We start from the raw sequence: 12363 nt of genomic DNA, 5'->3' as shown, positions 1-12363 counted from the left end.
AGATCCCGCTGCACTCAAGCACTGTGCAACCTGTGGAAACTCGCGCGTGTCGTTCGACCTGGGTTTGAACCCTAGTCAGATTTGTCGCCACCGGCCAGATTCTTCTTCGCGCCGGTCTTGAAATCGGTTTCGTACCAGCCACTGCCACTGAGGCGAAAGCCCGGCATCGACAGTTGCTTCTTGAGTTCAGGCGCCTGGCAGGCAGGGCAATCGACCAGTGGTGCGTCGCTGATCTTTTGAATGGCTTCCAACTGATGACCACAGGAAGCACATTGGTAATCGTACATCGGCATGAGGTTGTCTCGGCAATCAGGTTGCCAGCACACGCGGGGCTGTGCGGCGAAAGAGCGGGATTATATCCATTAAATGCGGCCTGTGCAGCCGTAAGACTGCACAGGCCGTATCGTCAGTGACAACCCGCGTCGTGCATCCCCGGAGAATCCCGCAGGCCATGCACCACGCACACCACCCGTACCAGACCACTGAAGTTTTTCACCCCGCCATGGCGCAGGTGTACTTCACGGTCGAGACGGGACAACAGCGTGCCGACCGAACAGCAATTGTCCTCGGCCATCCGGCCCAGGATATTCCAGTAAACCTGTTCGAGCCGCATGCAGGTCGCAAACCCGTTCAAGCGTACCGACCGGGACAACGGACGGATCAACGCCATGTCGAATCCGCCGAGAAACGGTTCCACAAACCTGTCCTGTTGCGAGCCGACAGCAATGCCGCCTCGCCTGTCTGCACATTCCATATCGTTGACACTCCTTTGTCATTCCTGCACTTGTTATCAAGGCAACATCCTGTGACCTCATTAAAAGCGCAGGCGCAAAGGCAGATCCAGATGACTTTTGGACCCTTCACGTAGGATAAGCCAACGCGACACGGAGGATCATGGAGCGGTGGGTCGCGTTCCTCGTTTCCTACTGTCGTGAATGACTTTTCCAGGGGAGAAGACAACAGCGCACGAACCCGGGGTGTCCGTGCGCTTCCCGCCATCAGGCCTCAAGCAGTGCGCGCAACATCCACGCGGTTTTCTCGTGAACCTGCATGCGTTGAGTCAGCAGGTCGGCGGTCGGCTCATCGCTGACTTTATCCAGCAGAGGGAATATCCCCCGCGCCGTGCGAGTGACGGCCTCCTGACCCTCGACCAATTGTTTGATCATGTCCTCGGCACTCGGCACCCCTTCCTCCTCTTTTATAGAAGACAGACGGGCGTAGGTTGCGTATGCGCCTGGCGCCGGAAACCCCAGCGCCCGGATGCGTTCGGCGATCAAGTCCACCGCCAGGGCCAGTTCGTTGTATTGCTCCTCGAACATCAGATGCAGGGTCCGGAACATCGGCCCGGTGACGTTCCAGTGGAAGTTGTGGGTCTTCAGATACAGCACGTAGGTGTCCGACAGCAGGCGCGAGAGCCCTTCGACGATGGATTTGCGGTCTGCTTCACTGATACCGATATCGATTGCCATGCTTACCCCCTAACGGCGATTGAGTTCATCCAGCAGGTGTCGTTCCACTGTAGCAAGGCCACCCCCGCCCCGCAGCCCCGTATGACACCGATAGACGCGACAAATCGTCCGACGCCTGCCGCCGGCCGGCGTAATTTGAGTACCCGCAGGCTTTGCTGTTAAATAGGCAGTGTGTCGCTACGCCCCGTTTTCCGGGCCTGCGCATAGGCTGATGCCGGGTACGTGTCCAACGCCTCTTTATTGTTCCGAAGCGAACCGTGCGCCTTCAGCTCTTCCTTGTGAGCCGTCATAACGTGAGTCAATAAAAATGTTGAAAATCGTCCACCTGCTAATGGGCGCAGCAGCCTTGCTGCTGTCCTTCATACCTAGCCTGAAGTCCGAAGCGGTACCTTACCTGCAACAACCCGATGCACTTTACCTGGCCTTCTTCGGCCTGCTGAACCTGATCCTTGCGCCAGTCATCCCTAACTGGAACAAAGGTCCGCGCCAGCATCTGCAAAACCTGGTCAGCGCCCTGCTGGTGCTGACCGTTGTCCTGCAAACCCTGACCCTGATCGCGCCGATGCCTGTCATCGCCGGCCAGCCAGCCGTGCTGTTCAGCCTGGTGATCGCTCTGGTCGCCGTGGTTCTGCACCTGGCCGTCAGCTTCTACAAGTCCTCACCGGCCGTCGCGACGCAAAGCTACGACATGAGCAACCGCGATACCGGCACCGTCAAGTGGTTCAACACCTCCAAGGGCTTCGGTTTTATCTCCCGGGATTCCGGCGATGATATTTTCGTGCACTTTCGCGCCATCCGTGGCGAAGGCCACCGCGTCCTGGTCGAAGGCCAGCGCGTGGAGTTCTCGGTGATGAACCGTGACAAGGGCCTGCAGGCCGAAGACGTGATCGCCGCCCTGCCGCGTCGCTGATTCACGCTTCCCGGCAATAAAAAAACCGCGAACAGCCTGGCTGTTCGCGGTTTTTTTATTCACGGGAGCATGCCCACAGACCTCTCAATAGTGCGGCGGTGGCGCGTCTTCTTCAAAAGACCCGATCTGGCCGACCATCTCTTCCTGACGCTTGAGCACGGCAGCCATCTGCAACTGCAAACGCTCAACCACCCGCTGCTGCTCCACCAGCACATCATTCAATGCCTGAATGGTGTCGTCCTGAAACGCCAGGCGGCTTTCCAGCTCGGTAACACGTTGTTCGAGGCTCATGACTCAGCCCTCCAGAAAGGTGAAATCTTCGTCCAGCACCAGACGCAGGCGCTCGCGGATCGCGGCCACTTGCTCGGCACTGTAAGGTTTGGCGGGGTGCTTGCCCCAGACCGGCGCCGGCCAGGCGGCATCGTCCCGCTTACGCACGATCACATGCATATGCAGTTGGCTGACCACATTACCCAGGGTCGCGACATTCATCTTGTCGGCGTCGAAGGAATCCTTGAGCACCTCGGCCAGTGCCGTGGTTTCCTGCCACAGGCGCTGCTGGTCGGCGACATCCAACTGAAACAACTCGCTGATATCGTCGCGGCGTGGCACCAGGATGAACCACGGGTAGTTGGCATCGTTGGACAACAGCAGTCGGCACAGCGGGAAGTCGCCGATGGTCAGGGTGTCCTGTTGAAGTCGTGAATCTAAAGCAAACACTGCGCGCACTCCCGGCGAAATGACCTGTTTTCAGCTTAGCGCCCCACCCTGAAAGCAGCGCGCCAAACGACTGGAGGGCAGCATACCTGCGATTGACATGTCCTTCACGGCGAATGCGCCACGGCAAGGAATCTTGCGCGCCCTGCAAAGTGACATTTGTGGCACGAGCGCACCAGAACAGAACCAGCACTGTATTCGAACGCGGGAAATGACCGGTTCAGGAAGCAACGTTTACGCACCATCGACGGCTCAACTGTATGAATTCAGTACAGCCAATAAAATTTTTTGCACCAAAACCGCACAGTGCGTCTACGCTCAGTGCGTCGGGCATCCGCCGAATACTCACCGACGGGGTGAACCGGTAACGTTTTTGGTTGTCGCGCCGCGACTTTCAGGGAGCAACACCATGCGAAGGATGGCGTCAAGCCTGTTCGAAAGCCCCTCGAAGCCCCCGGTTTTATGCGGTTTTTACAGCTCCGGACGAGCATCTTGAAAAAAACCGGAACAATTCAGCGGTTTGTGCACGCTTGTTGCATTCATACCCATATGGACTATAAGCGCACCACAAGAAGTGGATGCCTTGAGCCCCATAAAAACAGTGGCAGGGTTGCCCGATGGAGATTCAAGCGTTTTGCCAAGGGACTCTTTTTTACCGATGCTCAAGCTCTGTAAAACAGCGCTGAAGTTGTCAGTCCCATTGCATTTGGACTGTAAATTTGCGACATCTACCAAGCCGTTTGCGACACGCTCGTAAAGAAGCTGAAAGGTTGGATTCGCAAGTATCGCCAACATGGTCGGCGTGATATAAGTTTGCGCCGACACAAAAAGAAAGAGCCGCCCAGATAATAAAACAGGTGGGACGGCAGTACTCTTCTAAAACCAAAGGAGCAAATCACGATGCGCGTGATGAAGTGGAGCATGATCGCACTGGCAGTTGCTGCAGCAGCCAGTACTCAAGTGGCTACGGCCGCCCCGTTTGTAAGTGACCAGGCTGAAGCCAAAGGTTTTGTTGAAGACGCACAACTCACCGAGACGTTGAAGAACTACTACTTCAACCGCGACCGCAAAGGCGGTTCCAACGATCAAATCGACTGGACACAGGGTTTCCTGGGCAACTTCAGCTCCGGCTACACCCAAGGTACTGTCGGGATTGGTGTTGATGCATTCGGTTACCTGGGCATCAAACTGGATGGCGGTGACGGTACTGCCAGTTCGGGCAACACGAGCGTCGACTCCCAGGGCCACGTCAAGGACAGCATGGGCAAAGCAGGCGCAGCGATCAAAGCTCGCATCTCCAAAACCGAGCTGAAGTTCGGTGAGTTCCAGCCAAGTACCTCTCCAGTATTTGCTGTCGGCGGCTCCCGTCTGATTCCTCAGACCGCTACCGGTTTCCAACTGCAAAGCAGCGAAATCCAGAACCTGGATCTGGAAGCAGGTCACTTCTACTCGGCCTCCAGCCAGGACGAGATGAACAGCGACGGTGAGCTGCATTCGCAGTACTCCAGCACCACCGATAACCCTGTCACTGGCAAAACCATGGACTTCGCCGGTGGTAAATACGGCATCACCGACAACCTGAGCGTGTCGCTCTACGGTTCGAAGTTCAAGGACATCTGGAACCAGTACTACGCTAACGTGAACCTCACCACCCCGATCAGTGGTGACACTTCGCTGAACACCGACTTCAACATCTACCGCACCAACGACACCGGTAGCGCCAAAGCCGGTGACATCAGCAACACCACGTTTTCCCTGGCAACCGCACTGTCGTTCCTGAAAGCACACACCGTGACTCTGGCCTTCCAGAAAGTCGACGGCGACACCCCGTTCGACTACGTCGGCGTAGGTGACAACAACCGCGGTGGCGACTCGATCTTCCTCGCCAACTCCATCCAGTACTCCGACTTCAACGGTCCTAACGAGAAATCTGCACAGATTCGTTATGACCTGAAAATGGCCGAGTACGGCGTACCTGGCCTGAGCTTCATGGCCCGTTATGTAAAAGGCTGGGATATCGACGGTACTAAAATGGATGCTGACAGCCCTTACCGCTCGTACGGTTACGGTGAAGATGGCAAACATCACGAAACCAACCTTGAAGCCAAGTACGTAGTTCAGTCCGGCCCGGCCAAAGATCTGTCCTTCCGTATTCGTCAGGCATGGCACCGTGGTAACACCGACCAGGCTGAAGGTGATATCAACGAGTTCCGTCTGATCACCGAGTACCCACTGAACATCTTGTAATCGTCAGCGGTTAGTTTGGTAGCATAAAAAAAGGCCCATCTTCGGATGGGCCTTTTTGTTATCTGTCACTTGTAATAAACGCCTGACCAACAAGTCAGGCAATCAATTAGCAACCTATCATTACACTGCCGATTCCTGAACCACACGAATCACTCGCTGCGGAAACGGGATATCAATTCCGGCAGTTTTTAAACGATCACGGGACTGTTCGTTAAACATGAACATCACATCCCAGTAATCCGCCGTTTTAACCCAGACGCGCAGAGAAACAGTGATCGAACTGTCACCCAGCGTCGAAATAACGGCCTGGGGTGCCGGATCCTGCAGAACACGATCATCCTTGGCCAGATCCAGCAGCACCTGACGGGCCTTTTGCAGATCGGCTTCGTAATCCACACCTACGTCAAACACAACCTTGCGGGTCGGCTGACGGTTGGTATTGGTGATGATGCCATTCGACAGGTTGCCGTTCGGGACAATGATGGTCTTGTTGTCGCCGGTACGCAGTACGGTATGGAAGATCTGGATGCTGTCGACGGTACCCGCCACACCCTGGGCTTCGATCCAGTCACCGATGCGGAACGGACGGAACAGCAGAATCAGCACGCCGCCGGCGAAGTTCGCCAGGCTGCCCTGCAATGCCAGACCGATGGCCAGGCCCGCCGCACCGATCGCCGCGACGAACGAGGTGGTTTCAACACCGATCATCGACGCCACGCTGACAATCAGCAGCACCTTGAGAATGATGTTGGCCAGGCTGCTGATGAAACCTTGCAGCGCCAGGTCGGCATTGCGCAGGGCCAGCAGGCCGCCGAGCTTTTGCGTGACCTTGTTGATCAGCCACCAGCCGATGGCCAGGGTGATCACCGCCAGCAGCACACGACTGCCGTATTCCATGATCATCGGAATCCACGCCTGGGACGCCTTGACCAGGTTGTCCACCTCAGCATTCAAATCCATCTTTTATCTCCTGATTGCCGGCTTCCCCGGGCTGTAAAAAACCAGCGGCAGAAAGACCGAACCGAACAGGGCTCAATCGTTTCTGCCGTTGCTTGGGCCTCGGACGCCTTAAACGCCGAGAGGTTCCCGACCGAAAAGCTTAGTCGCGGAAGTTGTTGAACTGCAGTGGCATGCCGAATTCCTTGGCGCGCAGGGCTGCGATGGCTTCCTGCAAGTCGTCACGCTTCTTGCCGGTCACACGCACCTGCTCGCCCTGAATGGCGGCCTGCACCTTGAGCTTGGCTTCCTTGATGTGGCCAACGATTTTCTTCGCCAGTTCCTTGTCGATGCCTTCCTTGAGGACGGCGTCCTGCTTCATCAGCTTGCCCGAGGCGAAGGAGTCTTTGACTTCCAGGCACTGCACGTCGATCTTGCGCTTGACCAGGGCCAGCTTGAGGATCTCGATCATCGCTTCCAGCTGGAAATCGGCTTCAGCGGTCAGGTGGACGGTCAGGTCCTTTTCCTTGTATTCGAAGCTGCCCTTGCCTTTCAGGTCATAACGACGATCGAGTTCCTTCACGGCGTTCTCGACCGCGTTGGTGAGTTCGTGTTTGTCCAGTTCGGATACCACGTCGAACGACGGCATGTAAGTTCTCCAATAAAAAGGCGCGCTCGTGCGGGACGCGGCGCGCTTGGCTTGCGGTTAAAATCGGGCTCATTATAACGGGTCTTTTCCCACCGACACGGCGAGCCTTGCATGCCTGTACCTTACCGAGTGAAAAACTGATGTCCACCCCCTGGCATGTCCTCGGCGCCGGAAGTCTCGGCACGCTCTGGGCCACGCGCCTGGCCCGGGCCGGCCTGCCGGTTCGGTTGATCCTGCGCGACATTGACCGCTTGCACGACTATGCAATGGCGGGCGGCCTGACCCTCGTCGAACAAGGCGTGGCCAGCAGTTACGCCATCCCCGGCGAAACCCCGGACAGCCCCGAACCGATCCGCCGCCTGCTCGTGGCCTGTAAGGCCTACGACGCCGAAGCGGCTGTGGCCGGACTTGCCCATCGCCTGGCACCGGACGCCGAACTGATTCTTTTACAGAACGGCCTCGGCAGCCAGGAAGCGGTCGCCGCGCGAGTCCCGCAGGCCCGCTGCATCAGCGCCTCCAGCACCGAAGGCGCATTTCGCGATGGAGACTGGCGCGTGGTGTTCGCCGGCCATGGCTACACCTGGCTGGGGGACGCCGGTCATCCGATAGCACCGATCTGGCTGGACGATCTCGAGGCGGCGAAAATCCCCCATGAATGGAGCGCCGATATCCTCACCCGTCTGTGGCGCAAACTGGCACTCAACTGTGCAATCAATCCGCTGACGGTGCTGCACGACTGCCGCAACGGCGGCTTGCAGCAACATCACTGCGAAGTCGCCACCCTGTGCGGCGAATTGACCGAACTGCTCGAACGCTGCGGTCAACCGGCCGCAGCGGACAACCTGCAACAGGAAGTCGAGCGGGTGATCCAGGCCACGGCGGCGAATTTCTCGTCGATGTATCAGGATGTGGCCAGTAAACGCCGCACCGAGATCAGCTATCTGCTCGGCCATGCCTGCAAGGTTGCCCAGCGTCACCAATTGAACCTGCCGCATCTCAAGCAATTGCAGGAGCGTCTGACCGCTCATCTGCACAGTCTCGGATTGCCCGTCGACTGAGCAGCGGCTACGCTGGCCACTTGTTCCTTTGCTGCGATAAACCTGATGCCATTGCGCCAGCGTCTTGAAAACCTGCCGGTCGGCCAGAAACTGCTGGCCGCCCTGCTGGTGCTGTTGACCACCGTGTTGCTGGTCGCCAACCTGACCTTTATCAGCGCCGCCTATTACATCTCCCAGGAAAGCATGGCGCCCCAGGCCTTGCAGACCATCGGCCGGCTGGTGTCGAACCCGAGTCTGGTGGCCGAGGCCTTGCAGTCGCCCCAAAGCGCCGAACGCCTGCTCAAAGAGCTCGACAGCTATTCGCCGTTGCGCGCCGCCGCTCTATATGACGGCAAGGGCGAACGTCTGGCGCAATTGCAACGCGGTGACAAACTCAACCTGCCGGAACGCTACCGGCACATCGAAGCCTGGCAACTGACCGAATTTCGCAGCAACCAACTGATCACCCTGCCCCGTCCAGGCACCGCACCGGGCCACCTGTTACTGGTCGCCAGCAGCGAACTGCCGGTGGCGTTCTACACCGGCACGCTCACCGCCAGTCTGGGGATTCTGATTTTCAGTGTGCTGCTGTGGCTGGTCATTGCCCGGCAGATCAAACGCCTGATTACCCGGCCGATCCATCAGCTTGAAGAGCTGTCCCGCCAGGTGACCCGCGAGGAAAATTACGCCCTGCGCGCCTCCCGGGGTAATCGTGACGAAATCGGCAGTCTGGCCGAGGCGTTCAACACCATGCTTTCGCGCATCGAGGCGAGGGAGCAGCAACTCAAGCGTGCCCGCGACGACTCCCAGGCGGCCTACGACCAGGCCCAGGGGCTGGCCGAAGAAACCCGCCACACCAACCGCAAGCTGGAACTGGAAGTCCAGGTGCGCAGCAAGATCGAGAAGAAACTCACCGGGTTCCAGAACTACCTCAACAGCATCATCGACTCCATGCCCTCGGCGCTGATCGCCCTCGACGAACAGCTCTACGTCACGCAGTGGAACCAGGAGGCCAGTGCCCTTTCCGGTACACGGCTGGACGAAGCGCTGAACCAGCCGATCTTCCTCGCCTTCGAACCGCTCAAGCCATTCCTGCCGCAACTCAAGCAGACTGTCGAACAACACACGGTAGCGAAAATCGAGCGCGTGACCTGGTTCAAGGACGACGAGCCCAAACACTACGCCCTCACCTTCTACCCGCTGATGGGCGGCGCCGGGCGCGGCGTGGTGATCCGCATCGACGACATCACCCAGCGCCTGTCGCTGGAAGAAATGATGGTGCAGTCGGAGAAAATGCTGTCGGTCGGTGGCCTCGCCGCCGGCATGGCCCACGAGATCAATAACCCGCTGGGGGCGATCCTGCACAACGTGCAGAACATCCGCCGACGCCTGTCGCCAGACCTGCCGAAGAACCTCGAGCAGGCCGAGCAACTGGGCATCGAACTCGATACCGTGAACCGTTACCTGCAAGGTCGGGAAGTCCCGCAACTGCTCGACGGCATCCAGCAGGCCGGTGCGCGGGCGGCGAAAATTGTCACGCACATGCTCAGTTTCAGTCGCCGCAGCAACCGCCAGATGGCGCCGTGCGACCTGCCGGCGCTGATCGATCAAGCCGTGGAAATCGCCGGCAACGACTTCGACCTGGCCATCGGGTTCGACTTCAAGGGTCAGGCGATCATTCGCCAGTTCGACCCGGCGCTGGGCCCGGTGCCCGGCACTGCCAACGAACTGGAACAGGTGCTGCTGAACCTGCTGAAAAACGCCGCGCAGGCGATCCACCAGCGCGAAGATGACAGCGAGCCAGGGCGAATCACCTTGCGCACCCGGCTCAATCCGCCGTGGGCCGAGATTCAGGTCGAGGACAACGGCATCGGCATGAGCGAGAACGTGCGCAAGCGCACCTTCGAGCCGTTCTTCACCACCAAGGAAATCGGCCAGGGCACGGGCCTCGGGCTGTCGGTGTCGTACTTCATCATCACCAACAACCACAAAGGCCAGATGGAAGTGCAGTCGGCGCCGGGGCAAGGCACCTGCTTCACCCTGCGCCTGCCACTGGCGCAACCGGCGCCCATCGCCGCCGAAACCAATCAACTACCGAGGTAAACCATGGGCTTTCGCCTGTCGAAGATCTACACCCGCACCGGCGACAAGGGCGAAACCGGACTCGGCGACGGCCGCCGGGTGCCCAAGGATCACCCGCGCATCGAAGCCATTGGCGAGGTCGATACGCTGAACAGTCAGGTCGGTGTACTGCTGGCTGGATTGATCGCCGAGCGCGAAACCTGCCCCGGGCTGAATGAGCTGATCGATGTGTTGGCGCCCTGCCAGCACCGATTGTTCGATCTCGGTGGCGAGCTGGCGATGCCGGAATATCAGGCATTGAACGCAGCAGAAATCGAACGGCTGGAAGCCGCTATCGATGTCTGGAACGAGGAACTGGGGCCGCTGGAGAATTTCATTCTGCCGGGCGGTTCGATGCTGATTGCCCAGGCCCACGTCTGCCGCAGCCTGGCGCGCAGTGCCGAGCGGCGTTGTCAGCATTTGAATGCGATCGAACCGTTGGCCGGGGTTGGCCTGGCGTATATCAATCGCTTGTCGGATCTGTTGTTTGTGGCGGCCAGGCTGATCGCCCGGCGTCAGGGTATTGCCGAGATTCTGTGGCAGCCGGCGGCGAAACCTTCAGAGGTGTAGCGCCTGTCAGTCAGTCATCGCTGGCAAGCCAGCTCCCACAAGGTTCTTGATCGTTCACAAGTATTCTATGAAGCCTTAAACCTGTGGGAGCTGGCTTGCCAGCGATGAGGCCACTGGCCTCACCGCAAACTCAGGCCTGTGGCCAGAACGCCCGAATCCCCGCCACACCCTGAGCCCCGGCATCCCACGCTTTTTCGCGCTCCGCCGGGCCGACGCCACCCAACAGAAACACCGGCTTGCTGAAGCCTTCGATCAGGGTCGAAGCCTGCTCCCAACCCAACGGCTGTGCATCCGGGTGAGTCAGGGTCGGCTGCACCGGCGACAGGGTGACGAAATCCACACCCATCTGCTCGGCCAGTGCCAGTTCTTCAGCGTTGTGGCAGGACGCTGCCAACCAGCGCTCCCCCGGCAGCGGGCGCCCCGCCGCCGCGTACTTGCGCAGTTGTGCCGAGGTGATGTGCCAGCCAGCGGACGGGAAATCGCCCAGCCACTCGAACGGGCCCTTGATCATCAACTGCGCCTTGCCGGCGCACAGGCCGACCGCGTCCACCGCCAGATCGCGGTACTTCGGGTCGTAACCATTGGGTGCACGCAGCTGGATCAGCTTGGTGCCACCGGCGATTGCCTTCTGGATACCGCGCAGCAAGGCCGGGGTTTCCAGATCTTCCGGGGTGATCAGGTATTCAGCAGGCAGACGCGCTGCCGCGACAATCGGCTGGTTGGCCGCCGGGAATTCGTAATCCGTCAGCTCCCTGGCCGAGACCCAGGCTAATGGCTGGCCTTCGGCGCCATGGGGTTCCCCGGTGAAGCTCGAAACTTCCCAGACATCCAGCAACACCTGCTTGTCCGGGTAATCATGGCGAACCTTGATCAGCGGCCGCGCGGCGCCGACGACAATGCCCAACTCTTCGTGCAGCTCCCGAGCCAGCGCGGTTTGCACCGACTCATCGGCCTCGACCTTGCCACCGGGAAATTCCCAGAGGCCGCCTTGATGCTGGGTATCGGCACGCCGGGCGATCAGGATTTTGCCGCTGTCGTCACGAATGACGGCAGCAGCGACGTGTACGCGTTTCACGACTGCAACTCCTCCAGTCCTGCCTTTTGCCAGGCCTTGAAGGCAGGCCATTGGTAGACGGTTTCAACATAGGCTTCATCATCGGCCGGCAACTTCACCTGATAGGTGCGCAGGCGCACGGCAATCGGTGCGAAGAACGCATCGGCCAGCGACACCCGACCAAACAGGTAAGGCCCAGGCTCGGTCGCGACAGCACGGCATTCGGCCCACAGCGCGAGCATGCGCTCGATATCGACCTTCACCTCCGGCGGCACAGGGTTAAGTGGCGCATCGTGGCTCAGGTTGAACGGCATGTGATTGCGCATGGCGAAGAAGCCGCTGTGCATCTGCGCGCAGGCGGACCGGGCCTGGGCACGGGCGGCGATATCGGTCGGCCAGAGTTGCTCGGAAGGAAACTGTTCGGCCAGGTATTCGGCAATTGCCAGAGAATCGGCGACGGTGCCACGGGCGGTTTTCAGCAGCGGCACCTTGCCGGTGGGCGAATGTTTGAGCAGTCGCTCGCGGGTGTCAGGCTTGCCGAGCTTGACCAGTTCTTCGGTGTAGGGCGCACCGGTCAGTTCAAGCGCTAGTGCCGCGCGCAGGGACCAGGAGGAAAGCAGTTTGTCGCCGATGATCAGGTGAAGGCTCATGTT

General features: G+C 59.2%; 15 protein-coding genes. 5 read left to right on the top strand and 10 right to left on the bottom strand.

The genetic code is table 11. From position 1 onward, the window contains the following. Nucleotides 1–71 precede the first annotated feature (71 nt). The 3 genes from CAF77_RS14370 to CAF77_RS14360 form a co-directional block, all read right to left on the bottom strand. Nucleotides 72–293, bottom strand: a complete 222-nt coding sequence (locus tag CAF77_RS14370) for an FmdB family zinc ribbon protein (protein ID WP_007951210.1) — start codon at nucleotides 291–293, stop codon at nucleotides 72–74. A gap of 113 nt (nucleotides 294–406) precedes the next feature. Further along, complete coding sequence (locus CAF77_RS14365) at nucleotides 407–754, bottom strand: ribbon-helix-helix domain-containing protein (RefSeq protein ID WP_064383753.1); 348 nt, start codon at nucleotides 752–754, stop codon at nucleotides 407–409. 244 nt (nucleotides 755–998) lie between these two features. After that, on the bottom strand, nucleotides 999–1469 hold the full coding sequence (locus CAF77_RS14360; RefSeq protein WP_064383754.1) for a Dps family protein: 471 nt from the start codon (nucleotides 1467–1469) through the stop codon (nucleotides 999–1001). Between the two features lie 307 nt (nucleotides 1470–1776). On the opposite strand from CAF77_RS14360, the gene CAF77_RS29625 reads away from it, so the two are divergent. Beyond that, nucleotides 1777–2379, top strand: coding sequence for a cold-shock protein (locus tag CAF77_RS29625; protein ID WP_064383755.1), 603 nt, complete (start codon nucleotides 1777–1779; stop codon nucleotides 2377–2379). Nucleotides 2380–2463: 84 nt separating this feature from the next. On the opposite strand, the gene CAF77_RS14350 is transcribed toward CAF77_RS29625, so the two are convergent. The 3 genes from CAF77_RS14350 to CAF77_RS29010 form a co-directional block, all read right to left on the bottom strand. Further along, on the bottom strand, nucleotides 2464–2670 hold the full coding sequence (locus CAF77_RS14350) for a SlyX family protein (RefSeq protein ID WP_039766003.1): 207 nt from the start codon (nucleotides 2668–2670) through the stop codon (nucleotides 2464–2466). A gap of 3 nt (nucleotides 2671–2673) precedes the next feature. Beyond that, complete coding sequence (locus tag CAF77_RS14345; RefSeq protein ID WP_041475414.1) at nucleotides 2674–3099, bottom strand: HIT domain-containing protein; 426 nt, start codon at nucleotides 3097–3099, stop codon at nucleotides 2674–2676. A 468-nt stretch (nucleotides 3100–3567) separates the two neighbouring features. Further along, complete coding sequence (locus tag CAF77_RS29010) at nucleotides 3568–3921, bottom strand: hypothetical protein (protein WP_139831602.1); 354 nt, start codon at nucleotides 3919–3921, stop codon at nucleotides 3568–3570. Nucleotides 3922–3996: 75 nt separating this feature from the next. Here CAF77_RS29010 and CAF77_RS14340 point away from each other — a divergent pair, with 75 nt between their 5' ends. After that, the gene (locus CAF77_RS14340; protein ID WP_064383756.1) at nucleotides 3997–5343 is read left to right on the top strand and encodes an OprD family porin; all 1347 of its coding nucleotides are present in this window, start codon (nucleotides 3997–3999) and stop codon (nucleotides 5341–5343) included. 120 nt (nucleotides 5344–5463) lie between these two features. Here the strand turns inward: CAF77_RS14340 and CAF77_RS14335 are convergent, their stop codons facing one another. Together CAF77_RS14335 and CAF77_RS14330 are read right to left on the bottom strand one after the other, a co-directional pair. Next, entirely contained in the window at nucleotides 5464–6303 is an 840-nt protein-coding gene (locus tag CAF77_RS14335; RefSeq protein WP_007951217.1) for a mechanosensitive ion channel family protein, read from the bottom strand. A gap of 139 nt (nucleotides 6304–6442) precedes the next feature. Beyond that, complete coding sequence (locus CAF77_RS14330) at nucleotides 6443–6928, bottom strand: YajQ family cyclic di-GMP-binding protein (RefSeq protein ID WP_011335651.1); 486 nt, start codon at nucleotides 6926–6928, stop codon at nucleotides 6443–6445. A gap of 140 nt (nucleotides 6929–7068) precedes the next feature. Between CAF77_RS14330 and CAF77_RS14325 the strand changes: the two genes are divergently transcribed. Genes CAF77_RS14325 through CAF77_RS14315 form a run of 3 tightly spaced genes read left to right on the top strand, consistent with a single transcriptional unit; the run spans nucleotide 7069 to nucleotide 10656 of the window. Continuing rightward, the gene (locus CAF77_RS14325) at nucleotides 7069–7986 is read left to right on the top strand and encodes a putative 2-dehydropantoate 2-reductase (RefSeq protein ID WP_064383757.1); all 918 of its coding nucleotides are present in this window, start codon (nucleotides 7069–7071) and stop codon (nucleotides 7984–7986) included. A 45-nt stretch (nucleotides 7987–8031) separates the two neighbouring features. Next, nucleotides 8032–10068, top strand: a complete 2037-nt coding sequence (locus CAF77_RS14320) for a HAMP domain-containing sensor histidine kinase (RefSeq protein WP_064383758.1) — start codon at nucleotides 8032–8034, stop codon at nucleotides 10066–10068. A 3-nt stretch (nucleotides 10069–10071) separates the two neighbouring features. Further along, the gene (locus tag CAF77_RS14315; RefSeq protein ID WP_064383759.1) at nucleotides 10072–10656 is read left to right on the top strand and encodes a cob(I)yrinic acid a,c-diamide adenosyltransferase; all 585 of its coding nucleotides are present in this window, start codon (nucleotides 10072–10074) and stop codon (nucleotides 10654–10656) included. Between the two features lie 130 nt (nucleotides 10657–10786). On the opposite strand, the gene CAF77_RS14310 is transcribed toward CAF77_RS14315, so the two are convergent. Beyond that, nucleotides 10787–11731 carry a Nudix family hydrolase gene (locus CAF77_RS14310; RefSeq protein ID WP_064383760.1) on the bottom strand — a complete coding sequence of 315 codons (945 nt, stop codon included), beginning with the start codon at nucleotides 11729–11731 and terminating at the stop codon, nucleotides 10787–10789. Then, a complete protein-coding gene (locus CAF77_RS14305; RefSeq protein WP_064383761.1) occupies nucleotides 11728–12360 on the bottom strand; it encodes a glutathione S-transferase family protein in 633 nt (210 codons plus the stop codon). The genes CAF77_RS14310 and CAF77_RS14305 overlap by 4 nt, the downstream gene beginning before the upstream one ends. Nucleotides 12361–12363: the final 3 nt, after the last annotated feature.

The sequence above is a fragment of the Pseudomonas sp. R15(2017) genome (genome assembly GCF_002112685.1).
GTDB classification, from domain to species: Bacteria; Pseudomonadota; Gammaproteobacteria; order Pseudomonadales; family Pseudomonadaceae; genus Aquipseudomonas; species Aquipseudomonas glycinae.
This window is presented reverse-complemented; position numbering and strand designations above follow the sequence as displayed.